General features: G+C 38.3%; 21 protein-coding genes and 1 tRNA gene. 13 read left to right on the top strand and 9 right to left on the bottom strand.

What is annotated here, in order from left to right; genetic code table 11:
- Window positions 1-42: 42 nt before the first annotated feature.
- Both queA and HDE70_RS17225 read left to right on the top strand, forming a co-directional pair.
- Window positions 43-1,092 (top strand): tRNA preQ1(34) S-adenosylmethionine ribosyltransferase-isomerase QueA, encoded by a 1,050-nt coding sequence (gene queA, locus HDE70_RS17230; RefSeq protein ID WP_183866422.1) that lies wholly within the window; start codon window positions 43-45, stop codon window positions 1,090-1,092.
- Between the two features lie 166 nt (window positions 1,093-1,258).
- The gene (locus HDE70_RS17225) at window positions 1,259-1,936 is read left to right on the top strand and encodes a 2-C-methyl-D-erythritol 4-phosphate cytidylyltransferase (RefSeq protein WP_183891362.1); all 678 of its coding nucleotides are present in this window, start codon (window positions 1,259-1,261) and stop codon (window positions 1,934-1,936) included.
- Window positions 1,937-1,979: 43 nt separating this feature from the next.
- Here the strand turns inward: HDE70_RS17225 and HDE70_RS17220 are convergent, their stop codons facing one another.
- From HDE70_RS17220 to gatC, 5 genes are all read right to left on the bottom strand, one after another.
- Window positions 1,980-2,138, bottom strand: coding sequence for a lmo0937 family membrane protein (locus tag HDE70_RS17220; protein WP_111632538.1), 159 nt, complete (start codon window positions 2,136-2,138; stop codon window positions 1,980-1,982).
- Window positions 2,139-2,293: 155 nt separating this feature from the next.
- Window positions 2,294-2,515, bottom strand: coding sequence for a DUF2795 domain-containing protein (locus HDE70_RS17215; protein WP_008240955.1), 222 nt, complete (start codon window positions 2,513-2,515; stop codon window positions 2,294-2,296).
- Between the two features lie 83 nt (window positions 2,516-2,598).
- Complete coding sequence (locus HDE70_RS17210; protein ID WP_183866420.1) at window positions 2,599-3,147, bottom strand: cob(I)yrinic acid a,c-diamide adenosyltransferase; 549 nt, start codon at window positions 3,145-3,147, stop codon at window positions 2,599-2,601.
- Window positions 3,147-3,911, bottom strand: coding sequence for an ABC transporter ATP-binding protein (locus tag HDE70_RS17205; RefSeq protein WP_068396348.1), 765 nt, complete (start codon window positions 3,909-3,911; stop codon window positions 3,147-3,149). The genes HDE70_RS17210 and HDE70_RS17205 overlap by 1 nt, the downstream gene beginning before the upstream one ends.
- Before the next feature lie 84 nt (window positions 3,912-3,995).
- Entirely contained in the window at window positions 3,996-4,286 is a 291-nt protein-coding gene (gene gatC, locus HDE70_RS17200; protein WP_183866419.1) for an Asp-tRNA(Asn)/Glu-tRNA(Gln) amidotransferase subunit GatC, read from the bottom strand.
- Between the two features lie 292 nt (window positions 4,287-4,578).
- Here gatC and trpS point away from each other — a divergent pair, with 292 nt between their 5' ends.
- The 8 genes from trpS to HDE70_RS17160 all read left to right on the top strand — a co-directional run bounded on the left by trpS (window position 4,579) and on the right by HDE70_RS17160 (window position 15,792).
- Entirely contained in the window at window positions 4,579-5,577 is a 999-nt protein-coding gene (gene trpS, locus HDE70_RS17195) for a tryptophan--tRNA ligase (RefSeq protein ID WP_183891361.1), read from the top strand.
- 37 nt (window positions 5,578-5,614) lie between these two features.
- Window positions 5,615-6,229, top strand: coding sequence for a deoxynucleoside kinase (locus HDE70_RS17190; protein WP_183866417.1), 615 nt, complete (start codon window positions 5,615-5,617; stop codon window positions 6,227-6,229).
- Between the two features lies 1 nt (window position 6,230).
- Window positions 6,231-6,971 (top strand): 3-deoxy-manno-octulosonate cytidylyltransferase, encoded by a 741-nt coding sequence (gene kdsB, locus HDE70_RS17185; RefSeq protein WP_183891360.1) that lies wholly within the window; start codon window positions 6,231-6,233, stop codon window positions 6,969-6,971.
- 30 nt (window positions 6,972-7,001) lie between these two features.
- Window positions 7,002-7,541: a hypothetical protein gene (locus tag HDE70_RS17180; RefSeq protein ID WP_183891359.1), complete on the top strand. Its 540-nt coding sequence runs from the start codon at window positions 7,002-7,004 to the stop codon at window positions 7,539-7,541.
- Window positions 7,542-8,003: 462 nt separating this feature from the next.
- Window positions 8,004-9,620, top strand: a complete 1,617-nt coding sequence (locus HDE70_RS17175) for a CTP synthase (RefSeq protein ID WP_183866414.1) — start codon at window positions 8,004-8,006, stop codon at window positions 9,618-9,620.
- Between the two features lie 20 nt (window positions 9,621-9,640).
- Window positions 9,641-11,443 carry a membrane protein insertase YidC gene (gene yidC, locus HDE70_RS17170; protein ID WP_183891358.1) on the top strand — a complete coding sequence of 601 codons (1,803 nt, stop codon included), beginning with the start codon at window positions 9,641-9,643 and terminating at the stop codon, window positions 11,441-11,443.
- Between the two features lie 179 nt (window positions 11,444-11,622).
- Window positions 11,623-14,463: a prolyl oligopeptidase family serine peptidase gene (locus HDE70_RS17165; RefSeq protein WP_183891357.1), complete on the top strand. Its 2,841-nt coding sequence runs from the start codon at window positions 11,623-11,625 to the stop codon at window positions 14,461-14,463.
- A 90-nt stretch (window positions 14,464-14,553) separates the two neighbouring features.
- Window positions 14,554-15,792 carry a nucleoside recognition domain-containing protein gene (locus tag HDE70_RS17160; protein WP_068396322.1) on the top strand — a complete coding sequence of 413 codons (1,239 nt, stop codon included), beginning with the start codon at window positions 14,554-14,556 and terminating at the stop codon, window positions 15,790-15,792.
- 9 nt (window positions 15,793-15,801) lie between these two features.
- Here the strand turns inward: HDE70_RS17160 and HDE70_RS17155 are convergent, their stop codons facing one another.
- A complete protein-coding gene (locus tag HDE70_RS17155; RefSeq protein WP_183866411.1) occupies window positions 15,802-16,041 on the bottom strand; it encodes a hypothetical protein in 240 nt (79 codons plus the stop codon).
- Between the two features lie 130 nt (window positions 16,042-16,171).
- On the opposite strand from HDE70_RS17155, the gene HDE70_RS17150 reads away from it, so the two are divergent.
- From HDE70_RS17150 to HDE70_RS17140, 3 genes are all read left to right on the top strand, one after another.
- The gene (locus HDE70_RS17150; protein ID WP_183891356.1) at window positions 16,172-16,579 is read left to right on the top strand and encodes an OsmC family protein; all 408 of its coding nucleotides are present in this window, start codon (window positions 16,172-16,174) and stop codon (window positions 16,577-16,579) included.
- 66 nt (window positions 16,580-16,645) lie between these two features.
- Window positions 16,646-18,037 carry an exonuclease domain-containing protein gene (locus tag HDE70_RS17145; RefSeq protein ID WP_183891355.1) on the top strand — a complete coding sequence of 464 codons (1,392 nt, stop codon included), beginning with the start codon at window positions 16,646-16,648 and terminating at the stop codon, window positions 18,035-18,037.
- 70 nt (window positions 18,038-18,107) lie between these two features.
- Window positions 18,108-18,181 (top strand) — tRNA-Arg (locus HDE70_RS17140).
- A 531-nt stretch (window positions 18,182-18,712) separates the two neighbouring features.
- Here HDE70_RS17140 and HDE70_RS17135 read toward each other — a convergent pair.
- From HDE70_RS17135 to HDE70_RS17125, 3 genes are all read right to left on the bottom strand, one after another.
- Window positions 18,713-20,236, bottom strand: a complete 1,524-nt coding sequence (locus HDE70_RS17135; RefSeq protein WP_183891354.1) for a glycoside hydrolase family 32 protein — start codon at window positions 20,234-20,236, stop codon at window positions 18,713-18,715.
- A 66-nt stretch (window positions 20,237-20,302) separates the two neighbouring features.
- On the bottom strand, window positions 20,303-22,021 hold the full coding sequence (locus tag HDE70_RS17130; RefSeq protein ID WP_183891353.1) for a RagB/SusD family nutrient uptake outer membrane protein: 1,719 nt from the start codon (window positions 22,019-22,021) through the stop codon (window positions 20,303-20,305).
- 19 nt (window positions 22,022-22,040) lie between these two features.
- Complete coding sequence (locus HDE70_RS17125; RefSeq protein WP_183891352.1) at window positions 22,041-25,121, bottom strand: SusC/RagA family TonB-linked outer membrane protein; 3,081 nt, start codon at window positions 25,119-25,121, stop codon at window positions 22,041-22,043.
- Window positions 25,122-25,123 lie beyond the last annotated feature (2 nt).

Here is a 25,123-nt window from a genome sequence, read left to right as displayed (position 1 = left end):
TAAATTTCTTAAATTTGCGGCCTTAATTATTTTATAAAAAACATGAAGTTATCTCAATTTAAGTTTAATCTACCTGAATCATTAGTTGCCAATAATCCTTCAGAACATAGGGACGAAGCCCGTTTAATGGTTTTGCATAAAGAAACCGGTAAAATTGAACATAAAATATTTAAAGATGTTTTAGACTATTTTGATGATCAGGATGTCATGATTTTGAATAACACCAAAGTTTTTCCTGCACGTTTATACGGTAATAAAGAGAAAACAGGTGCTACAATTGAAGTATTTTTACTACGTGAACTGAATAAAGAATTACGTTTATGGGATGTTTTAGTAGATCCGGCACGTAAAATCCGCGTAGGAAACAAACTTTATTTTGGTGATGACGATTTGCTGGTAGCAGAAGTTGTTGACAATACAACATCACGTGGACGTACTATCCGTTTCTTATTCGACGGTACTGATGAAGAATTCAGAAAAAACATTGAGATCCTTGGAGAAACTCCACTTCCAAAATATATTAAACGTAAAGCTACTGCACAGGATAAAGAACGTTACCAGACTATCTTCGCTAAACATGAAGGTGCTGTTGCCGCTCCTACTGCTGGTATGCACTTTAGCCGTGAGTTAATGAAACGTCTGGAATTGAAAGGGATTAATTTTGCAGAAGTAACCCTTCACGTAGGATTAGGTACTTTCAGATCTGTTGAAGTAGAAGATTTAACTAAACACAAAATGGATTCTGAGCAATTCATTATTGAAGAATCACAAGCTAATATCGTTAACAAAGCATTGAACGAAAAAAGACGTATCTGCGCTGTAGGTACTACTTCTATGCGTGCAATTGAATCAGCTGTTTCTTCAGGAAGAATGCTTAAACCAGCAAATGACTGGACAAGTAAGTTCATTTTCCCTCCGTATGACTTCAGTATTGCAAATTCAATGATCACTAACTTCCACACACCTGAATCTACGTTATTGATGATGGTAAGTGCATTTGGAGGTTATGACTACGTTAGACATGCTTATGAAGTTGCATTGAAAGAAAAATATCGTTTCTACAGTTACGGTGATGCGATGTTAATCATCTAATTGCTTAAACAAACCATTATATTAAATAGGAGGATCTTTTGGTCTCTCCTATTTTTTTTGCCCTGGAAACTGCTAAAAATTTATAAATTTAGGAATCGCTTATGATTAAGCAGAAACTAAAAGGCTTTAATAACAGACAAACACCGGATTTTATTAAATTAAACAGATGAAATATTATGCTATAATTGTTGCAGGCGGTAAAGGTAACAGGATGAATTTAGCTGTCGCAAAACAATTTTTAGAACTGGACGGCAAACCTATTTTAATGCATACCCTGGAAGCCTTCCATCAATGTGTCCTAAATCCCGTAATTATTTTAGTCCTTAACATCCACCAACACCTGTTTTGGGAAGAATTATGTACTAAACATGACTTCAAAGTTCCGCATCAGGTTATTAAAGGAGGGCAGGAACGCTTTGATTCTGTAAAAAATGGATTAAAAGTAATCAAAGGGAAAGCCGTGGTAGCCATACATGATGCCGTTCGCCCCTTAATTTCAGCAGAAGTAATCCTGCAATCTTACCAGATAGCAGAAGAAAAAGGGAATGCAATTACCGCCATAAAGCCTGTTGATTCTGTTAGAATAAAACGCGAGGGGCAGGATTCTGAAGCTTTGAACAGAGATGAACTTTACCTGATTCAAACCCCGCAAACTTTCCAGGTTGAACAACTTAAAAAGGCTTATCTTCAGCCTTACCGCAATGAATTTACAGATGATGCTTCAGTAGTGGAAAGAGCAGGGTTCAGTATCCATCTGCTTCAAGGAGAACGTGATAATATCAAAATAACTTATGCACAGGATCTGGAACTGGCTTCCTTTCTGTTAAACAAGAAAGGCTCCTGATTTCTCAGGAGCCTCTATGCCAATTTTTCGCTATGTTGATCTGTTAAGCAGCTCTGTTGATTATTTTCAGGATAATTGCAATTACTGCAATCACCAATAATACGTGAATCAGACCTCCTACATCGCCGAAGCCATGGAAGAAAAAGCCGATTACCCATAGAATGATTAACACTACTGCAACTAAATAAAGTAAATTTCCCATAATTGTAATTTTTTGGTTCGTTAATTAAATGATTAAAAAAGTTGAGACAACTCCTGACATTTCATAAACAATCATCGTTCCAAAAAAAAAGAAAGCCCCGTTAACGGAGCTTTCAATTATGCGTATTTAAGAATAACTTTAAATTTTAAATAAATCTAATATTCGTCTTCATTAAAGAAGAAATCATCTTTAGTCGGATAATCCGGCCATATTTCTTCAATAGTTTCATACGGCTCACCGTCATCTTCTAATGCTTGCAGGTTTTCAATAACCTCTACAGGTGCGCCTGATCTGATACCGTAATCAATAAGTTCGTCTTTTGTTGCAGGCCATGGAGCGTCTTCCAAATGCGATGCTAATTCTAATGTCCAATACATATTCTATACTATTTTATTGTTCTTATTTATTTTGCAAAAGTATATTAAAAATACTGATGAAAACAAATTTTTTTTCCACCATTTTATAACCTTGGTAACCAGATACTTTCATCTGTTTTACTATCAAAAGCAAGCTTCCTTGCCAGCACAAACAGATAATCGCTTAATCTGTTCAGATAGATCGTGACCTTATCGTCAACAAAGCTATCCATAGCCAGATTTACAGTTAACCGCTCTGCCCTTCTGCATATACAACGTGCAATATGACAATAAGAAACCACAGTATTCCCACCTGGCAGCACAAAATGTTTGAGTTCCGGCAGAATTTCATTCATCTTGTCCATTTCCGCTTCCAGCAGCGTAATATCCGTTAAATTCAAATCAGGGATTTTCATTCTTGACTTTTCAGGATCTGCCGCAAGGGAGGCGCCAATGGTGAATAAACGATCCTGTATTTCCTTTAGTATCTGTTTAGCATGAATATCAATATCCTGACACTGGATTAAACCAACGTAAGAATTAAGCTCATCTACAGTACCATAACATTCAATACGCAGATGGAATTTTGGGACACGTGTCCCACCGATTAAAGAAGTTTCCCCCTTATCGCCGGTCTTGGTATATATCTTCATTAATTATGTCCCATTTTTTCAAAATCTTCACCCGCCTCCATTAATTTAGAGAGACGTGGAGAAACAGTTTTGATATCCGTATTCAAATAATCATTTTCAATCAGTCCATCACGCATTCTGACGATCCGGTGCGCATGTAAAGCAATATCCTCTTCGTGCGTAACCAGAATAATTGTATTTCCTTTGCTATGAATTTCTTCCAGCAAACCCATGATCTCAACCGAAGTCTTGGTATCCAGGTTACCTGTAGGCTCATCGGCCAGGATAATAGAAGGATTATTAATTAATGCTCTTGCAACAGCCACACGCTGCCGCTGACCACCTGAAAGTTCATTAGGCTTGTGCGTAACCCGGTTTCCTAAACCAACGTTTTCCAGTGCAACTGTAGCCCTTCTATCCCGTTCTTTTTTCGTGATACCGGCATAGATTAGCGGCAAAGCAACATTATCGAGTGAAGTAGACCTTGGCAACAGGTTGAAAGTCTGGAATACAAATCCGATTTCCTGGTTCCTTACTTCAGCAAGTGCATCATCTGTCATTTGACTTACATTGATTCCGTTCAGGATGTAATCACCTTTACTCGGTGTATCCAGACAACCCAGGATGTTCATCAAAGTTGACTTTCCTGAACCTGAAGGCCCCATCAGGGCTACAAATTCACCTTTATTAATATTTAGTGAAACTGATTTCAAGGCATGGATAACCTCAGTCCCTATCACATATTTACGGCCTATTTCCTTGATATCTATTAATGGTTTTTCCATTTGTACCTATGTTTTAACGATGACAAGCTTTCTTAGCTTTGGAGGTTAGACAACACTGGCCCGCTCTTGTTACAAAAAACGAAATTACTTATCCAGTATTTTCGGGACAAGAAAAAAGTCTTCGTTGTGCAAGGCAGAATTTTTCAACCCTTCACTTACAGTAATGTCTTGCTGAACAACATCTTCTCTCCATACATTCACTTCAGGGTTCATATACACAAGCGGCGCTACAGCTGTAGTATCCAGCTCATTTAACTTCTCCATAAAAGTCAGAATTTTGTTCATATCAGCCTGCAAAGTTCCCACTTCCTGTTCCGCAATCTCTATTCTTGCAAGGTCTGCTACCTTATAAATCGTTTCTTTAGCTATGTTCATCTCTTTTAAAGCGTATTAATACCAATTTCTGCCTGTTAGGACAGGAATTCAAAAATACGCTTTTACAGGTAATATTCCACGCTAAAATACAGCGGCACCAATCCAGGTAATACACTTAGGTTTTCTAACATTATATGGGTCATACACAGTCTGTTCATACATAAAAATCAATTATTAAACCTTCGGATGAGTGTTTTTTCTTAATTTTGACCTTCAGAAACCTATACTGGCAGGAATCAGACCAGCCAATTAACATTAATCAATAAAGGTTTCAGCAAAAAAATCCAGCAAAATGAAAGAAACAGTAGTAAGCGGTATACGTCCAACAGGAAAATTACACCTGGGCAATTATTTTGGCGCAGTAGCCAACTTTATAAAGATGCAGCACGAGTATAATTGTTATTTTTTCATTGCTGATTTACACTCCTTAACTACTCACCCTACCCCTGGAGATCTGCACGGTTATGTTAGAAATGTACTGGTAGAATACCTGGCCTGCGGCATCGATCCGGAAACAGCAACTATCTATATCCAATCTGACGTCCCTGAAGTTACCGAACTTTATTTATACCTGAACATGAACGCTTATATGGGCGAACTGGAAAGAAGTACTTCTTTTAAGGATAAAGTCCGCTCTCAGCCAGACAACGTGAATGCCGGGTTATTAACCTACCCTGCTTTAATGGCAGCAGATATTCTGATCCACAAAGGGGTTAAAGTCCCTGTGGGTAAAGATCAGGAGCAACACCTGGAAATGACCCGTACTTTTGGCAACCGTTTTAACCGTTTATATAATTCAGATTATTTCCCTGAAGCTTTTGCATTCAACTATTCAGCGAACCTGGTTAAGGTACCTGGTCTGGATGGAAAAGGAAAAATGGGAAAATCAGAAGGCGATGCAAATTGCATTTACCTGGCTGATTCTCCGGAAATTATCCGCAAAAAAGTATTAAAAGCAGTATCTGATGGCGGCCCTACAGAAGAGAACCAGCCAAAACCAGAAGCGATTCAAAACTTGTTTGACCTGATGAAAATTGTTTCCACACCGGATACCATTGCACACTTTGATGAACTTTACAACAAATGCCAGATCCGCTATGGCGATTTCAAAAAACAACTGGCTGAAGATATGATTGTTTTTAACAGTCCGATCCGCGAGCGTATTGAAGAAATCTCTAAAGACAGTGATTATCTGCGTAAAATAGCTAATCTTGGTGCAGAAAAAGCAAGAGAAAGTGCAAGAAGAACAATAAAAGATGTCAGAGAACTGATTGGTTTCAAACCATTTTAATACATTTAGATTAATTTAAGCTCATCAGAGGAATCATATGCATATAGCAATAGTTGGCAATATAGGCGCCGGTAAAACTACTTTAACAAGCCTGTTGGCTAAAAATTATGGTTGGGAAGCTTTGTACGAAGAAGTAGACAACAACCCATATCTGGAAGATTTCTACAGCGATATGAAACGCTGGAGTTTCAATTTACAAATCTATTTCCTGAACAATCGTTTTCAGCAGATCGTAGATATCCAAACCAATAAACGCGATGTAATACAAGACAGAACCATTTATGAGGATGCACATATCTTTGCAGAAAACCTTCATGAAATGGGTTTAATGACGACAAGAGATCACCAGAACTACAGAGATATTTTTGAGAACATCACCTCTTTCATCAAACCACCAGACTTACTGGTTTATCTGCGTGCTTCGGTTCCTACTTTGGTGAATAACATCCAGCGCAGGGGACGCGATTATGAGGCAAGTATCCGTCTGGATTATTTGTCAAAACTAAACGAGAAGTATGAAGCATGGATTAAGAATTACTCTCTGGGTAAATTACTGATCCTGGATAAAGATAAATTGGATTTCACAAACAACCCTGAAGATCTGGGTACAGTGATACAAGCTATAGAAGCAGAAATACACGGACTTTTTTAAAATGGCTAAACTAGGAATTATTCCTGCCCGGTATGCATCAACGCGGTTTCCGGGCAAACCGCTGATTGATATCAACGGTAAAAGTATGATTCAGCGGGTTTATGAACAGGCTTGCAGCGCTGCAAGTCTTGATCAGGTGGTCATTGCTACAGATGACGAAAGGATTATCACTGAAATAAAGCGATTTAGCGGTGAATATGCAAAAACCAGGACTGACCATCAAAGTGGCACAGATCGTTGCGCTGAGGTGGCCACAAACTTTCCGGGTTTTGATGTAATCATCAATATCCAGGGAGACGAGCCCTATATTGATCCCGTTCAGATTGATTTATTGAGTTCCTGCTTCGAAGATCCGCAGGTAAAACTGGCTACATTAGTCAAAAAAATATATACAGACGAAGAGTTGTTCAATCAGAATATCCCTAAAGTTGTATTAAATGCAAATCAGGAAGCCATATATTTTAGCAGGCAGACTATTCCTTTCCAAAGAAATATAGCTCCGCAGGATTGGCTGAAGACTTTTCAATTCTATAAACACATTGGGATTTATGGTTATACGACTGAAACCCTGTTAAGAATCACGCAACTAAAGCCTTCTTCACTCGAACTTGCAGAAAGCCTGGAGCAACTCAGATGGCTGGAAAATGGTTACAAAATAAAAACAAAGGTAACTGATTTAGAGACATTTGCCGTAGACACGCCCGAAGATCTGGAGAAAATCATTAGGATCAAGGGCAATTAATTCCCTATCTTAGGGAGAAAATACCTCTGCATGAAAAGCGTTTATAGTTCCATTTTAATTTTAGGCCTGTTTTTAGCAGCTTGTAACTCCTCAGAACCAGCTCACTCCAAAGACGATGCATCCCATACAAAGATTGCTTTGCGTTCCTTTAGTGATACTACAAAACTGGATACTTTTAAAATTGTCCTGAACGGGGATCAGCCCAAAAACATGGAACTTGTTTTTACCATCACCAAACAAGGTGGTCAGCAAATTTACACTAAAACTCTGAAGGCCACAGCACTACTGGATAACTATAAAGAGAGCCTGGATTTAGGAAAAAAGAAAGAGCAGCTGCAATTTATGAGAGAAGAACTTTCTCTTTTCTTTGATGAGGAGAATTTTATTGAACCTGCGGTCACTGAATCAGAAAAACCTGACAACAACACACCTGATAAAAACTTTTTTGAAGAATTAAAAAAAACTGGCGTCAATGGTTTCAAATACCGTTTAGGCAAAGAAAGCAAGGTTTATATTGCCTGGTCTGAACAGGAAAAAAAGGTCAAAAACTACTATGAATGCTGCAAATAAGCTGACAATGTTAGTGTATGACAACTGCCTGGAATAATTAATTGTCCGCTCTCCGGTTTTTAATTCAAAATTGTCGATTGACGCTACATTCACATCTTAAAACGATAAATCAAAATAATCAACATAATTAATCTTACTGTAAATCAGTCAATTATAATTATATTTCATTATATTCGTGAATGTGTATACTAATTTCTAAAATTAATATTAGATTTACCTTAGTGTTACGGCCTCGTGTTTTAGCATTTATTTAACTACGCATATTCTAACCAAATATAAAACAGAAAAAGGCCGGGTATTTTATCTGGTCTTTTTTTTGAGGAATAGTGCCATCCAATCACAGTTATTCGATTAGATTCACAATTAGTTTCCCAATTCCACAATATTTCCGTAGCTTTGTATCCCGTACAAAAACAATAAAAACGCCCTTAAAAGCGCCTTTTATTTCACAAACTCACAAACATGACTAAGTATATTTTTGTTACGGGCGGTGTTACTTCCTCTTTAGGTAAGGGCATCATCTCCGCTTCATTGGCCAAACTTTTACAAGCAAGAGGTTACCGTGTAACCATTCAGAAATTCGATCCGTATATCAACATTGATCCGGGAACGTTGAATCCCTATGAGCATGGTGAATGCTACGTAACTGAAGACGGTGCTGAAACTGATTTAGATTTAGGCCATTATGAACGTTTCTTAAATGTACCTACCTCTCAGGCTAATAATATCACTACAGGCCGTATTTATCAGAATGTAATCAACAAGGAACGTCAGGGTGAATATTTAGGAAAAACTGTTCAGGTTGTTCCGCATATCACTGATGAGATTAAACGCAATATGCGTATCCTTGGTGAAACAGGTGACTATGATATCGTGATTACTGAACTTGGTGGAACTGTCGGAGATATCGAATCTCTTCCTTTCATTGAGGCCGTAAGACAATTTAAATGGGAAGCTGGCGCGAACAACGCAATTGTGATCCACTTAACACTGATCCCTTACCTTGCAGCAGCTGGTGAGCTTAAAACAAAACCAACACAACACTCGGTTAAAGCATTATTGGAATATGGTATTCAGCCAGATATCCTGGTTTGCCGTACAGAACAGCATATCAACATGGATATCCGTAAAAAGATCGCCTTGTTCTGTAATGTAAACGTTAACGCAGTTATTGAATCTATCGATGCTTCTTCTATTTATTCCGTTCCATTGTTAATGATGAAGGAACAACTGGATAAAACAGTATTGAGCAAACTTAAACTGGCGCAGAAAAATGAGCCTGATATGGAAAGCTGGAAAGACTTTTTAGGAAGGCTTAAAAACCCAACTTCTGAAGTTAGAATTGGCCTGGTAGGTAAATATGTTGAATTGCCGGATGCTTATAAATCAATTATTGAAGCTTTCATTCATGCAGGTGCTAAAAATGAATGTAAAGTAAGAGTAGAATATATCCCTTCTGAAGAGGTTAATGCAGAAAATGCCAAAGAGAAACTTAGTCATTTGGATGGTGTATTAGTTGCGCCAGGATTTGGTAGCCGTGGTATTGAAGGAAAAATCGATGCTATTCGTTACGTTCGTGAAAACAACGTTCCTTTCTTTGGTATCTGTTTAGGTATGCAGTGTGCGGTTATTGAGTTTGGCCGTAATGTACTGGGCTTAAAAACAGCAAATACAACTGAAATTGATGAATTAACTGTTGATCCTGTAATCAATATGATGGAAGATCAGAAAACAGTAACTACCAAAGGTGGTACAATGCGTCTTGGTTCTTACCCTTGTGATGTTAAAAAAGGAACTAAAGCATTTGGTGCTTATGGTAAACAACACATTAATGAGCGTCACAGACATCGTTATGAATTTAACAGTGCTTATTTAAGTCAATATGAAGAAGCTGGTATGATCGCTTCCGGTACTAATCCAGACAGCCATTTAGTGGAAATTGTAGAGCTTAAAAACCATCCTTTTTTCGTTGGTGGACAATTTCATCCGGAATTAAAATCAACAGTTGCTAATCCTCACCCACTTTTTGTTAAATTTGTCGCCGCTGCGATGGAGTATGCGAAGAAAAAAACAAACTAATACGCGTTTAAATAACAATAATGGATAAAAATACATTCACAGGATTGTTCCTGATCATGATCGTTTTGGCGGGTTCCTTCTATTTTTTCAAGCCAAGTGAGGCTGAAATGAAGAAAGAACGGGAGCGGATCTCTCTTGATTCCGCTAGTAAAGCTGGTGTTAAACATTCACCTGCTGCTCTTGCTGAAAATGCACCGGCTCCGCAATTAGACTCAGCAGCGCTGAAAGGTCCTTTCGGAACCAGTATTTCTGGTACGGCTACTACCAGCGTATTAGAAAATGAAGCTTTAAAATTAACTTTCACTAATAAAGGTGGTAAAATTAAAGCTGTAGAAGTAAAAGGTGAAAAAACTTACCTTGATAAACCGGTTGTATTGTTTGATGGTGACGAAAATATTTTCGGCTTAACCTTAAACGTTGGCGGTAAATTGGTAAAAACCAATGATCTTTATTTTACAGCAACAAAAACAGCTAACGCAATGGTGATGCGCGCTAATTACAGCGCGGATAAATACATTGAGTTTGTTTATGATTTACAGCCTAAATCTCATAATGTTGGTTTTAACATCAACTTAAAAGGGATGAACCAGGTTATTCAGAGAGATAGTATCACACTGGACTGGGAAACGGTATTACTTCAACAGGAAAAATCGTTGAAAAACGAACAGCAATATTCTGCGCCTTATTACAAGTATGTAGAAAAGAATCCTGATCACCTGAGCATTGCTAAAGATGAAACAGAGAGTCTGGCTAAAGCTAAAATTGAGTGGATTGCCTTTAAGCAACACTTTTTCTCAGCTGTGCTGATTCCTGCTGATCCTTTTAACAAGGTTAACCTTGCAGTAAGAATTCTGACTGAGCCAGGCCATGTAAAGGGGTATTCTGCAAAAGTAAACCTTCCTTTCAACCAGCTTGATGCACAGAACTACAAGATGAAGTTCTATTTCGGAACCAATCAGTTCAAAGTGCTGAAAGCTCAGGGACAAGAAATTGAGAAACTGGTAGAAATGGGTTACTGGCCATTGAAATACATCAACAGGTTTGTTGTACTGCCAGTGTTTAACTTCCTGGAAAGCTTTGGCTGGAACTATGGTCTGATCATCTTAGTCTTAACTATTGCCTTAAAGGTTGTATTATCACCATTGACTTACAAGTCTTACATCTCTATGGCTAAAATGAGAATCTTAAAACCAGAAATGGATGAGATTAAAGCCAAAGTAGGTGAAGACAATGCTACTTTATTACAACAGGAATATCTTAAGCTGTATAAACAGGTGGGTGTAAATCCACTGGGCGGTTGTTTACCGATGCTGCTTCAGTTACCTATTGTAATGGCCTTCTTCTTCTTCTTCCCGAATTTATTCGAATTAAGAGGACAGAGTTTCTTATGGATGCATGACCTTTCAACTTATGATGACTTCATTAAATTTGGATTTACAATTCCATTTATTGGTGACCACTTAAGTTTAATGTGTGTATTGATGACTATCTCTACCTTGATTTATACTTATTTCAATAACCAGGTATCAGGTGCTACCGGACAAATGAAATACATCGGTTATATTATGCCAGTTGTATTTTTAGGTGTACTGAACAGCTACCCTGCTGGTTTGAACTACTATTACTTCCTGGCGAACATGCTAACCTTTGGTCAGCAGTTCCTGATCAAGTCAATGGTTAACGATGAGAAAATTCACAATATTCTGAAGGAGAACAAAAAGAAACCTGAAGAACAAAAGAAAAAATCTAAGTTCCAGACTCGTTTAGACGATTACATGCGTCAGCAACAACAAGTTAAAACACAGGAAAAAAAGAATAAATAAGTATTCAAAAGATCTCAGTAAATGGCCGCTTTTCTCTAAGAAAGGTGGCCATTTCTGTTTTAATACCTTTTAGCAATGCCTTATTGTTTAGGAATTATGTAAAATTTAATATACAAATGGCATATATTGGTAAAAAATTACAATTTTTAAGGCTGAATTTAAATCCCAACCCCCCAATTATGCAGAAAAACCTTACTCTTCTTCTCTTATTCTTTGCGAGCGCTGCCTTCGCCCAGAAAAAACCATTAGACCATACGGTTTATGATTCATGGGAAAATGTCGGCGTTAAACAGTTATCAGACAACGGGCAATGGGCTGCTTATTCCATCGTTAAACAAGAAGGCGATGCCAACCTGTACCTGAATAACCTGACGAATACAACTAAAATACATGTACCAAGAGGCGAAAGACTAATGTTTAGTGCAGACTCAAAGTTTGCCGCTTTTTTAATTAAGCCCTTATTTGCGACTACACGCCAGGAAAAGATTAAAAAGAAAAAAGCAGATGAAATGACTAAAGACTCTTTAGGCTTTGTTAACCTGAATACTGCTGCTATTCTTAAAGTACCGAGAATAAAATCATTCAAAATACCTGCAAACGCAGGAAATTACCTGGCTTATCAGAAAGAAGCTCTTTTAGATACCACTAAGAAAGCGAAGTCTGCTGCTGAAGAAAAAGAAGACGGAGCAAATGATTTCTTAGCAAAAGATGAGAAAAAGGACGCAGCTAATAAAGCTGGTTCTGACCTGGTTTTAAGAAATCTGTTAACCGGTACCGAAAGAACTTTTAAATACGTTACTGAATATGAATTCAGTAAAAATGGTAAACAACTGATTTATAACTGCGTTGGATCCAAAAAAGATAAAACAGCAAAACCTGGCGTATTTTTATTAAATACTGAAAAAGGAACTGTTAAAACGCTGGTTAGTGCTAAAGGAAATTTCAAGAGTTTCATTTTCGATGAAGCAAGTGAGCAAGTAGCCTTTTTAGGCGAAACTTCTCCGGAGAAAAAAGAGATCAAAGATTACAGCATTTACTTTAATACGCTTACACTGGACACTGCACAAGCTTTAGTAGATTATGAAATTGACGGTATGCCTGCTAAATGGTCTGTTAGCGGAGACGGAAAACTGACTTTCAGTAAAGACGGAAACAAGTTGTTTTTCGGCATCGCTCCTGTTAAAAAAGAAAAAGATACAACACTGGTAGATTTTGAACATGCTAAACTAGACATCTGGGGTTATAAAGATGATTATCTGCAACCTATTCAGCTAAAAAACGCAGATAAAGAGGCTAAGAGAAGTTATCTTTCTGTCATCGACATCTTTAGCAGCGATCCTAAAATTGTTCCTTTAACAGACGTTAAACTTCCCGAGGCAAGCATCGTTAAAGAAGGTGATGCTAATTTTGTTTTAGCTTCTACTGATTATGGAAATCGTTTACAAGCACAATGGACAGGTTCAACGCTTAGAGATTATTACCTGGTTGACACTAAAACTGGTACAAAAAAGAAAGTCATATCAGGTTTAGATGGTCAGGCTTCTGTTTCTCCAGGTGGAAATTATGTACTTTTCTATAACAATAAAACAGGTATTTGGTCTACTTATACTGTAGTTACTGGAAAAACAACTGCATTAAATACCAACACTACTGTAAAGTTCGCTGACGAAGATAACGACGTACCGGATGATCCAAGAGTTTATGGTCTTGCAGGATGGACTGAAGAAGATAAGCAAATTTTAATTTACGATAAATATGATATCTGGAGCTTTACACCAGATGGAAAATCCGCTCCAAAAAACATGACTAATGGATTTGGAAGACAAAGTGGTATTACTTTCCGTTATGAAAAACTAGATACAACTGCACAGTTCATCAGCAAAAAAGATGATATGTGGTTGAGCGCTTATAACAACATCACTAAAGAAAAAGGATTCTATAAAACTAAAGCCGGAGATACTAAAAGCCCTGAGCTGGTAGTCATGGCTAAGTTCAAATACTCCCCATTAGTTAAAGCAAAATCGGCTGAACGTTTTATTTATGACAAAGCAAGCTATACAGCTTCCCCTAATGTTTACGTTTCTACTGATTTAAAAACTGAAACTAAATTAAGCAACACCAATCCGCAGCAACAGAATTATAACTGGGGAACGGCAGAGTTGGTTAAATGGACTACGCCAAAAGGATATAAAGCAGAAGGTATTTTATATAAACCGGAGAATTTTGACCCGGCTAAAAAATACCCGATGATCGCTTATTTCTATGAGAAACTAACTGACGGACTTTACAATTACCAGGCTCCTGCCCCTACTCCATCAAGATTGAATATTTCATTCTTTGTGAGTAATGGTTATTTGGTATTCGCACCAGATATTAGTTATGAAAAAGGATACCCGGGAAAATCTGCTGAAGAATATATCAATTCAGGTGTAGAATCATTGAAAAAGAATAGCTGGGTTGATGGAACGAAAATCGGTATCCAGGGTCAAAGCTGGGGTGGCTACCAGGTTGCACACTTAATTACAGCTACAAATATGTATGCTGCTGCATGGGCTGGTGCACCTGTAGTTAACATGACCTCTGCTTATGGCGGTATCCGCTGGGAGTCTGGAATGAACAGACAATTCCAATATGAGAAACAACAAAGCAGAATTGGTGCATCGTTATGGGAAAAACCAGAATTGTATATTGAGAACTCACCACTTTTCTCTTTGCCAAAGGTGACTACTCCGGTAGTAATCATGTCTAATGATGCAGATGGAGCCGTACCATGGTACCAGGGAATTGAAATGTTTACTGGTTTGAAAAGATTAGGTAAACCAGCATGGTTATTAAATTACAACAATGAAGCACATAACTTAGTACTTCGTCAAAACAGAAAAGATATTCAAATCCGCGAACAGCAGTTTTTTGATTATTACCTGAAAGGTGCTAAAGCACCAGTTTGGATGACTGGTGGAATTCCAGCTACAGAAAAAGGTAAAACATGGGGTTTTGAGCTGACCGACGAGAAGCCTTAACTCAAATTATTCGTTTTGATTATAAAAAAGGATCTGTATTCTGATGAATACAGATCCTTTTTTTTTACTTTCATAGCTTCAAACTAAAATATGGCATTAAATTATCTATGGATTGCGTTTTTTCTTATCGCATTCGTTGTTGCACTGATCAGATTAATCTTTTTCGGTGACACAGAAATATTCAAACTGATTGTAGATGGTACATTTGAATCTGCAAAGGTGGGTGTGATGGATATTGCGCTGCCATTGGTAGGTATAATGACCTTGTGGCTGGGCATTATGAATATCGGTGAAAAAGCCGGAGCAATCAATTTCCTGTCCCGTATTATCGGCCCTTTCTTTAGCCGGATCTTCCCTGAAGTACCGAAAAACCATCCTGCTACAGGACACATGGTGATGAATTTCTCTGCCAATTTACTCGGACTGGACAATGCCGCTACACCTTTTGGTTTAAAGGCCATGCAAAGTTTACAGGAAATTAATCCTGATAAGGATACTGCAAGCAATGCGCAGATTATGTTTTTGGTATTGCATACCTCAGGTCTTACCCTGATTCCACTAAGTATTATGGCCCAGAGAGCGATTTTGGGAGCTGCAGATCCTGCGGATATATTTATTCCATGTATGATTGCTACTTATGTAGCCACTTTGGTTGGCTTGGTAGCCGTTGCAATTAAGCAAAAGATTAACCTGTTCAACACTGTGGTCATTTCCTGGTTAGGCGGTATTACTGTGTTTCTGGTAGGAATGATCTATTATTTCACGAACTACCTTACTAAAGAACAGATTGAGGTCGTTTCCAGGGTCGCATCTAATTTCATCCTTTTCTCTATTATTATTGCTTTTATTCTGGGCGCTGTCCGTAAAAAGGTAAATGTATATGATGCCTTTATTGAGGGCGCCAAAAATGGTTTCACCACTTGTATTACAATTATTCCTTATTTAGTAGGAATGCTGGTTGCAATTGGCGTATTAAGAAATTCTGGAGTACTGGGCTATATCGTTGATGGTTTTACCTGGTGTTTTGTACACCTGGGGGTCAATACGGACTTTACTCCTGCCCTGCCGACAGCACTGATCAAACCACTGAGCGGAAGTGGTGCAAAAGCAATGATGGTAGATACGATGAAGACTTTTGGCCCTGATTCATTTGTAGGCCGTTTAGCTTGTGTTTTTAATGGTTCAGCTGATACTACTTTTTATATTGTAGCGCTGTATTTTGGTTCCGTGGGTATTAAGCGTACACGATATGCTATTCCATTTGGCTTAATTGCTGATTTAGCCGGAATCATTGCAGCTGTGTTTGTAGCTTACTTATTTTTTCACTAACCTTTTAAATCAGGCTGATTTATGACTGTTGAGATAGTTGATGATTTTTTCCAGTATTCCGGGTTCTACACTGGTATATCTGGAGGAACGCCAGGTAGAAGAAGGTTGATCAAGCCAGATGCAAAATGAATGGTAGCCTTCCACTATTACTGCATAGGTTTCATGAAAATCGTCTTGAATCTGAAGGCAAAAACCGCTGACAGGTTTGCCTTGTACATCAAACTGGAAGTTGAGATAATTACTTAACATAGTCATAATTGGTTAGTTGGTCTATCATAACAAATATGGTTATCAAATGTTTAACTAATTTTAAGCCGGCAACATTTTTCTGTTAAATTCCTGCTTATTTTAAGCTTAAATTTAACCACAAAAACACTTTATGGATAAGAAACAAATCACCGCAGTTACCGAACTGGATCGTTCACATTACCTGACTAAAGTTTATGCAGGCGGACATTTTATTTATGCAGACGAGCCTACAGATGTTGGCGGAACTGATGAAGGGATGAATCCAGGTGCGTTACTTTTAGCCAGTTTAGGGAGTTGTACCGCAATTACGATCAGAATGTATGCAGACAGAAAAGAAATGGCTCTGGATACCATTAAAATCCATCTGGCTATCTGTAATGAGCAAGAGATGTCTACTACAACCAAGATTACGCGTAAAATTGAATTTGGCGGAGACCTGTCTGAGGCAGAATTAGCCAGGTTAATGCAAATCGCAGATAAATGCCCTATTCATAAAATGTTGAGCAACCCCATACAAATAGAGACAACTCTGGCATAAATCTTCAAATATTCTGCTGTATTACTAAATTTATTAGCACATTTGTATATACCTATAGCTTAATAAATGTTGAGATACGCAGTAGTCGATATTGAAACTACCGGTGGTTTTGCCGCCGGTAATGGGATCACGGAAATCTCTATCCTGATTCATGATGGTTCAAAAGTCATAGACCGCTTTGAAACATTAATTAACCCGCAGCAGGATATACCGATCTATATCCAGACCTTAACCGGTATCAGCGATGAGATGGTTAGTAATGCTCCCCTATTCGAAGAAGTAGCACCTCAAATTTATGAACTCTTAAGGGATAAGATTTTTGTAGCGCACAATGTAAACTTCGATTACTCTTTTGTAAGGCATCAGCTTGCACAGTCTGGATTTGTGTTGCAATCTAAAAAGCTATGTACGGTAAGAATGAGCAGAAAAATCGTTCCAGGACTCTCTTCTTATAGTTTAGGCAAGCTCTGCGCATCGCTTGGTATTCCATTAAATGACCGTCACCGTGCTGGTGGTGATGCCGCAGCAACAGCTTTATTGCTTAAGCTGTTATTGGAAAAAGATGAAGCAGGAACTATTCCGCTTTCTTTATTGAAAAGTTCTAAGGAACAAGTACTGCCCCCAAACTTATCAAAGAATGGTATTGACGCTTTACCCGATCAGCCTGGCGTTTATTATTTCAAAGATCAAAAAGGAAAGATCATCTATGTTGGTAAAGCTATAAATATTAAGAAAAGGGTATACTCTCATTTCTCAGGAAATAAGACTAGTCAGCAAAGGCAGGATTTCCTTAAAGAAATTCATGAGGTAGATTTCACGATTTGCGGCACTGAGTTAATGGCACTGATCCTGGAAGCTTCAGAAATACAGAAACACTGGCCAGAAAAGAACAGAGCCTTAAAACGCTTTGAACAGAAATATGCTTTATATGATTTCGAAGATCAGAAAGGTTATATCCGTCTGGGAATTGATAAGTATAGGAAAAACAGCCATGCTTTATATACTTTTAATAGTTTGTTGTCTGGACAGAGTATGTTACGGGGAATGATTAACGAACATACTTTATGTGAAAAGTTATGCTTTATTCAGAAGAACAGACTAGCCTGTACTGCCCACGAGAAAGGAAATTGTCATGGAGCTTGCCTGGGAATAGAAGATCCGGCCGACTACAATACAAGGGTTAATGACGCAATCACTCATTTAAAAGTAGCACTTCCCTCCTTTGCTTTGATAGATTCGGGTAGAAATAAAGAAGAAAAGAGCTGTTTATGGGTGGAAGAGGGTAAGTTTTATGGGATGGGCTATATTTCTTTTGCTAGTGACATCACTGATCTGGAAAATCTAAAATCCTGTATAGTTCCTTATACGTCAAATGATTATATTTTAAATATGGTTCTTTCTTATGCAGAATCCCATCCTCAGCAAAGAATAGAGATCTCAAAATCTATGCAATTCTAGAATTATTTTAAAATAGATTTGCGTTTAAAGTACTTTAATCTTACCTTTGTCGTCCCTAACAAGGGGAAATGCATCCATAGCTCAGCTGGATAGAGCAACGGTTTTCTAAACCGTAGGTCATAGGTTCGAATCCTATTGGGTGTACAGGAGATTTATCTCTTAATTAAAGGCGACGTTGCTCCAGACGTTGCCTTTTTTTTATAAAAGGGTTTTTCATTATTAATGTCCTCTGAGATAACTTTTAAAGTTGGTCATCTAATATATTATTTACACAGAATAACAATTGGTAAGTGATATCTATACAGACACAAGCTTCTTCAATTCTTTAACTTAAACCAAAAAAATTCATGGCACCGTTGGCATAGGCATTAAAATTACCACCATTCCAATAATTTTTATTTGGTTGTGATGAACCTATAGCTGCATTGTATGTGAAGTTCTGGTAATCTTTCTCTGTTTACTCTGATAAAAAGGCATTATATAATTTGTACAATGCCTTTTATCAGATTAATCACCATACTCCCATTTTACCCGTTAATATTAATAAGGATTAAAAAGGAACCAAACTTCCAATCGAAATTAAAAATTTTAGCCCATAAAGATCTTAGCTCAGTCTTGTCCTCAATAATTTTCATGATTTTTTTCTTACCCAGGTTCTTGAGAAGGATATAGCTATTATTTTAATGAATTTTCAGTATTTGTGTGTATACCTAAGATAGAAAAGTTTTTGAGTTCACTCTTCCTTCCGGATGAAATTTTCAATGTATTCATGAAACTTTCTGGAAAAAATACATCCGTCATTACCGTTAATCCTTCATCGGCAAAAAGCTCTACCGATGCAACGTCTATCACTAAACTAAGCTTAATATTTTTGCTATCAGCTATTCTTAACGCCGTATGCTTTTTGGCAAAACCTTTTTCAAAATCAGATTTACCCGCATGCGTCCGGTCAATGTAGTAACTGTTAGTTCTACTGTCATAACCAATAATCAATTTTTGTGTTTCTTTATTGCTTAAAATTATTTTAACGCTTTCTCCCCTGTCGAAGCTTAAATTCAGTTTCATCTTTCCATTTAAATCTTTTACATAACTTGACAGCGTTATTTCTTTATTTACGGTAATTACTTCTTTTTTATAAACTGGTTTAAAAAAAGGCAAAATCTCTTTTACCGGAGCGGAACGAAGAAACAAGTCACCATTAACCTCACTTAAGTCCAGATCTCTGGCAAGGGTAGTTGCTCCCCGCCAGTTCTTTGTGGGTACCAGGTTTGCATATTGCCAGTTATTCATCCAGCCAATAAATATTTTGCGTTTACCTGTATTAGACCAGGTTACACCAGCATAATTATCAGTTCCATAATCTACCCATTTCTCTGCTTTTGAATCTGCGGTAAACTTATTTCCATCAAAATTACCTGTAAAATATTGAGTCGCTGATCCTCCATTTGGCCCTCCTGGATTTATACTCACTAAAAGCACCCAAACAGTTTTGCCATTGTGCACTAATGGAAAAAGATCAGGGCATTCCCATACCCCTCCATGCGCCCCAAGATTTGCACCAAAGTCGCTTTCTCTTTTCCAGTTCTTTAAATTCCCTGAGGAATAAAAAGTTATCCGGTCTTTTGTAGCTAAAGTCATAATCCATTTCTTCCCAGCCTCATACCACATCACTTTTGGATCTCTGAAATCGCTTATACCCGGATTTGGAAGAACCGGGTTTCCCTGGTATTTTGTCCAGTTTTTTCCTTCATCATTACTATATGCGATACTTTGATACTGGTGCAACCCTGTTTTAGCATCCTCTAGCTTTTGATTATGATGCGTAAATATGGCTACAAAAGCATTCTCTCCAAAACCTGCTGTATTATGCTGATCGACAACGACACTACCAGAAAAAATCATACCCAGACTATCCGGATAAAGTGCGATAGGTTTCTCCTCCCAATTCAAAAAATCAGCGGTGGTGGCGTGCCCCCAATGCATTGGGCCCCATGTGGTACCATTGGGATAATATTGAAAGAAAAGATGATAAATTCCATTATAATAAACCATTCCATTAGGATCATTCATCCAGTGGGCTTTTGGAGAAAAATGGAATTGTGGTCTGTATTTTTCTTGCTGAACAGATTGAGCTAAAGATTGAACTGAAATTATAGCAAAGGACAAAAATAGCAAGGGTAATATATATCTGATTTTCATATAATAAAGATTGATTTATGTAAATTAATTAAATGTTCAGCGCAATGTCTCTGAACATAAAGCGGGCTACCAGCCATTATTCTGTTTGTATACACCACCGCTAAAGTTAATCTGATTTAAAGGGATAGGAAAGTATTCATCCCTACCGGCTGTAAATCTGGCATCACCAAGGTGTGCAACCCTTGATTTTTCAATATTGAAATAGGCATTCATTGTCTGGGAAGCCATTCCCCATCTCACCAAATCAAAGAAATGATAACCCTCTGTGGCAAATTCCAGTCTTCTTTCAAACCTCAGGGCCTGTCGCGCATAATCAGGTGTCCAGTTACAGTTCACCCCTGGTTGGTAAAGCTGAATATTATAATTGGAAGTTGCATTTCCGCTGGCATTTTTTAGCAGGGTTGTGCTTGCATTAGCCCTGTTTCTAAGCTGATTGATCAGTGGTACAGCTTCAAAAGGCCTGTTTAGCTCTATGAGTGCTTCTGCCTTCCAAAGTAATACATCTGCATAACGGATAACCGCCCAGTTTTTAGAGCTGCCAATAAATGGTGGAACTTTTTGAAAGGATGGATCATCAGGCAGCACAGCTTCTTTCATACTCGCAAAGGCATCATAAATTGCAGGAGCGCGTGCCCAGGAACGCTGAAAAACAAAAGCAGGCTTATATTTAAACGGTGCACCTGGTTTTGCAACAGTATGATCTAAACGGGGATCAAATGAGCTGGTTTGAAAATCCAAAGCCGCAGCAGCATCTGTATTATTGTAAGTAGTGAACAACGGCAATCCATTGGGATCTGTTTTAAAGGCATTAATCAAATCATGACTTGGAATATTAAAACCACAACATCCGTATTCCTGATTCATTGGATAGTTCAAAGCATGCCCATAATCTAACCTGCCTTTTGGTGTGCCATCATCTTTTGAATACTGAATAGCAAATACAGATTCCGGTTTATTGTCACCTGCTGACAGAAAATTGCTGGCATAATCAGTATTCAAGCTGAATTTACCAGAAGCAATGACCTCATCACACAGTGTATTCACCTCATTTAATTTAGCAGCATCAATTCCACTCACGCCATTATTCTCCCCCTGTACATAAGCCTGATACAACAGAACTTTCGCCAAATAGGCCTTTGCTGCATTTTTGCTTACTCTTCCCTGATCTCCCTGATCCACAGGCAGGTCATTTGCCGCAGCTCTGAAGTCGTCAGCAATTTTGGTCCAGAGGGCATCATTGCTCAATGCCTTATTCGAGATGGTTGCATAGTCAGCTTTTTTTGTATTCTGGTCAATATAAGGTACGTATTTAAAAAGAATCTTCAACAGGAAATAAAAATGTCCCCTTAAAAATCGTAGTTCTGCCTGACGTTGTACTTTATTCGGATAAGCACTTTCGGCCACGGCATCCATTTTTATCAGGGCATCATTTGCTCTTCCAACGCCGATATACAACCTGAACCATAATTGATCAAGAAGTGCATTATCCGGTCTGTTCAATGAAAAGGTTTCGAACAAATGGAACTCAGAAAGATCTCCGGGGCCATCACCACCTTTGTAAGTATCGCCACCGCGTACACTTCCATAAGGCCACATACTAGAATAGGGTGAGGTATAATGGTCATTGCCAAGAGCGGAATAGGCCGCTATCACCATTTTATCAATATTTTCAGGAGTATTGAGATCCTCTCCTGAAACCACACCTTGTGCTGGTTCGTCCAGTGCTTTTTCACATGAAGAAAGTATCATGCAGGAAAAAACAAATAGGTAGAATATTTTCTTCATCTTCTTTATAGCTAAGATTTTATAATGTGATATTTAAGCCAATGGTTCCAACAATGGGTACAGGAAATCCGTAATTTGGAATTTCCGGGTCCGTTCCTGTAAATGACTTGCTTTTAATAGTCAATAAATTACTGCCCTGAATATATACCCTGAGATTCTGTATTTTCATATTCAGCGCCTTTTTCAGATTAAAACCAATCTGAAGATTTCTCAACTTCAGATAGGAACCGTTCTCAATGAAGTAAGTTGAAGATCTGCCCTCATTATTACGGTCTACCAGCGTTAAAGCAGGTATAGTAGAATTTGGATTAGCTGGCGTCCAGGCATCAAGCGTTCTGCTTCCCCAGTTGGTTCCGGTCCATAACGAAGAAAAATCAGTATAGGTCTTAAACTCGTTCATCACCTCTACGTTTACCGCCTGAAAGAAAAAACTCATGTCAAAGTTTTTATAGGTAAGTGACACGTTTAAACCGTAAGTGAATTTAGGACTGTTACTGCCAATGAAATCCCGGTCCAGATCATTAATTACGCCATCGCCATTCAGATCCTTATATTTGATTCGCCCCAATCCTTTTCCCGGCTGACTGGCATAGGCGTCCACTTCTGCCTGAGAGGTAAACAACCCATCTGCGACATAACCAAAGTAGGAATTGATGGGCCTTCCAAGCACATTTTTATCTGTACCATTTCCCGGATAGGAAGCTAAAATATCCTTTGGTAAATAAGTTACCTTATTTCTATAGAGAGAAAAATTGCCAGTCAGATTGAAACTGAAGTCACTTCCAATTTTATCTTCATAGGTAATGATAGCATCAAGCCCCTTATTTTGCAATGAAGCCCCGTTGCTATAGCTGTTACCACCGTCACCAAGTACAGCCAGATAAGACGGACTGATCAGGATATCTGATGTTTTTTTGATAAAATAATCAATTGAACCTGTAACCTTATTGTTCCAAAGGCCAAAGTCAACGCCAAAATTAGACTCTCTCAGTGATTCCCATTTCAGCTTGTCGTTCCCTTGCTGGATTGAAGTAAAGCCGGAAGGAAGCTGACCAGTACCTGCTCCTTTAATATCATATGCAGTCCCACGATCAAAATCCCATGTCGGATCGGTACCATAAATAGCTGAATACAGGGAAAGCGTTGCATTATTTGGTATTTCCTGATTTCCTGAACGGCCCCAGCCATATCTGAGTTTCAGATCAGAGAACAGACCAAGATCCTTTATAAATTTCTCCTCACTCAATCTCCAGCCCATCGAGAATGCAGGAAATATGCCATAACGGTTTTCTTTACCGAAACGCGAAGACCCATCTCTTCTTAAGGTAACAGACGCAATGTATCTATCGTTATAACTGTAATTGGCTTTTCCAAAATAGGACAATAACCTGTTTCCTGCACCACTTCCACCATTCAGCGTATTCGTTGTGCCTGCATTGAGATAGGCATAATCAATAGTTTCAAGTGCAAGGCCTTGTCTGCTTGCAGAAAATTCCTGGTTAATGTTTTTAATGTATTCCTGACCAAGCAAAACTTCAATATTATGTTTTTCATGGGTAACCTTATAATTTAAGGTATTCTGCCAGATCACATTACCCTGGTAGGCTTGAGAATTGCTCACCTGGTTAGCCGGATCAGATAAAAAGCCAGAAGTATAGGATTTTTTAAGTAACCTCTGGTAAGTACCGTTATAATCTACTCCAAAATTGGTTCTGAAGTTTAAACCAGGGATGAGCTGATAATCTGCATATGCATTTCCGAAAAGTCTGAAGAAGTTGAAGCTATTCTGTGTATTGTCCTCAATTAGCCTTACAGGATTCTGTCTATCGGTCATACCCGCAGCAGGACCTCCCCAACCACCTGTTACAGTATGTACAGGAACAACAGGCTGTTGAACAAGCGAGGCAAAAAGAATGTCACTCGATGGAATAAGTGCATTTTTAATGTAGCTGACCGAAAAATTCTCACCAATTTTCAGTTTGTTATCCAGGTAATTGTAATCAGAATTAAATCTGGCGGTATATTTCTGGCTTCTTGATTTCCTGACAATACCCTTGTTATCATAATAACCAATTGAAAAAAGGCTGTTTCCTTTTTCTCCGCCATTGGAAACTGTGGCATCATAAGACTGAATGATTGAGTTTTGGGAAATTTCATCAAACCAGTGCGTATCTGCAGACTTCATAGTTTTAGCAGCATCAATATATTCTGGAAAAATTACGCTGTTTAATACCGGGTTGTTAAAATTATTGTTCCAATCATATTGATAGATCTGATTATTATTAGGATTGACCTTATCATTGATAGAGGCTTGCCAGTAAGCTCTTCCCCTTTCTTCTGCATTCAGGGTTTTTAATTTCGTCGCATAATTCTGGATGGAAGCAGATGCATTAAAATCGACCTTCGAGTAGCCCTTCTTTGCCTTTTTTGTCGTAATAATAATTACTCCATTAGCAGCTCTAGAACCATATATGGTGGCTGATGATGCATCTTTAAGCACCTGGATAGATTCTATATCGCTTTGATTGAGCTGTTCCATACCATTTTTGGTTGGAACACCATCTATGACATACAATGGATCATTATTACCTAAAGTACCAATTCCACGAATTCTGACGGTTGCCTGCCCGGTTGGTGAACCATCTGTTGTAATCAGTACGCCAGGTACCCGGCCTTGAAGCGACTTCACTGCATTTCCGGATGGAATATCCTTTATTTTGGCAACATCAACAACGTTTACTGCACCGGTTATATCTTTCTTGCGTTCTTTTTGGTAACCGGTTACAACGACTTCGTTGAGCTTGTTGATCGAAATACCTAATTTGATCTTTAAATTGGCAGATTCTGCATTTATCTGGTAGATCAATGGATCGGCACCGATATAAATGAACCGTAAAGACTGCCCGGCAGCAACTTCGATTCTGAATGCTCCATTAGCATCGGTTCTGACAATTTTCTGTGTACCGGCTACAACAACGGTGACTGCTTCCAGAGGAACAGACTCACTATCGGTAACGACTCCGCTGATAGCCCTGGTCTGGCCCAATGCCAAGCCAATCGCCACCAGGACAAAGAGCCAGGTGAGGTAAAATATTCTCATAA

Source organism: Pedobacter cryoconitis, assembly GCF_014200595.1.
In the GTDB taxonomy this organism is placed as follows: Bacteria; Bacteroidota; Bacteroidia; order Sphingobacteriales; family Sphingobacteriaceae; genus Pedobacter; species Pedobacter cryoconitis_C.
The sequence above is the reverse complement of the archived record's forward strand: the minus strand, read 5'-3'. Positions and strand labels throughout refer to the sequence as shown.

What these genes read in the sequence shown, in the direction of transcription:
- queA (WP_183866422.1), top strand. Translation starts at nt 43, where the DNA reads ATGAAGTTATCTCAATTTAAGTTTAATCTACCTGAATCATTAGTTGCC.
- HDE70_RS17225 (WP_183891362.1), top strand. Translation starts at nt 1,259, where the DNA reads ATGAAATATTATGCTATAATTGTTGCAGGCGGTAAAGGTAACAGGATG.
- HDE70_RS17220 (WP_111632538.1), bottom strand. Translation starts at nt 2,138, where the DNA reads ATGGGAAATTTACTTTATTTAGTTGCAGTAGTGTTAATCATTCTATGG.
- HDE70_RS17215 (WP_008240955.1), bottom strand. Translation starts at nt 2,515, where the DNA reads ATGTATTGGACATTAGAATTAGCATCGCATTTGGAAGACGCTCCATGG.
- HDE70_RS17210 (WP_183866420.1), bottom strand. Translation starts at nt 3,147, where the DNA reads ATGAAGATATATACCAAGACCGGCGATAAGGGGGAAACTTCTTTAATC.
- HDE70_RS17205 (WP_068396348.1), bottom strand. Translation starts at nt 3,911, where the DNA reads ATGGAAAAACCATTAATAGATATCAAGGAAATAGGCCGTAAATATGTG.
- gatC (WP_183866419.1), bottom strand. Translation starts at nt 4,286, where the DNA reads ATGAACATAGCTAAAGAAACGATTTATAAGGTAGCAGACCTTGCAAGA.
- trpS (WP_183891361.1), top strand. Translation starts at nt 4,579, where the DNA reads ATGAAAGAAACAGTAGTAAGCGGTATACGTCCAACAGGAAAATTACAC.
- HDE70_RS17190 (WP_183866417.1), top strand. Translation starts at nt 5,615, where the DNA reads ATGCATATAGCAATAGTTGGCAATATAGGCGCCGGTAAAACTACTTTA.
- kdsB (WP_183891360.1), top strand. Translation starts at nt 6,231, where the DNA reads ATGGCTAAACTAGGAATTATTCCTGCCCGGTATGCATCAACGCGGTTT.
- HDE70_RS17180 (WP_183891359.1), top strand. Translation starts at nt 7,002, where the DNA reads ATGAAAAGCGTTTATAGTTCCATTTTAATTTTAGGCCTGTTTTTAGCA.
- HDE70_RS17175 (WP_183866414.1), top strand. Translation starts at nt 8,004, where the DNA reads ATGACTAAGTATATTTTTGTTACGGGCGGTGTTACTTCCTCTTTAGGT.
- yidC (WP_183891358.1), top strand. Translation starts at nt 9,641, where the DNA reads ATGGATAAAAATACATTCACAGGATTGTTCCTGATCATGATCGTTTTG.
- HDE70_RS17165 (WP_183891357.1), top strand. Translation starts at nt 11,623, where the DNA reads ATGCAGAAAAACCTTACTCTTCTTCTCTTATTCTTTGCGAGCGCTGCC.
- HDE70_RS17160 (WP_068396322.1), top strand. Translation starts at nt 14,554, where the DNA reads ATGGCATTAAATTATCTATGGATTGCGTTTTTTCTTATCGCATTCGTT.
- HDE70_RS17155 (WP_183866411.1), bottom strand. Translation starts at nt 16,041, where the DNA reads ATGTTAAGTAATTATCTCAACTTCCAGTTTGATGTACAAGGCAAACCT.
- HDE70_RS17150 (WP_183891356.1), top strand. Translation starts at nt 16,172, where the DNA reads ATGGATAAGAAACAAATCACCGCAGTTACCGAACTGGATCGTTCACAT.
- HDE70_RS17145 (WP_183891355.1), top strand. Translation starts at nt 16,646, where the DNA reads ATGTTGAGATACGCAGTAGTCGATATTGAAACTACCGGTGGTTTTGCC.
- HDE70_RS17135 (WP_183891354.1), bottom strand. Translation starts at nt 20,236, where the DNA reads ATGAAAATCAGATATATATTACCCTTGCTATTTTTGTCCTTTGCTATA.
- HDE70_RS17130 (WP_183891353.1), bottom strand. Translation starts at nt 22,021, where the DNA reads ATGAAGAAAATATTCTACCTATTTGTTTTTTCCTGCATGATACTTTCT.
- HDE70_RS17125 (WP_183891352.1), bottom strand. Translation starts at nt 25,121, where the DNA reads ATGAGAATATTTTACCTCACCTGGCTCTTTGTCCTGGTGGCGATTGGC.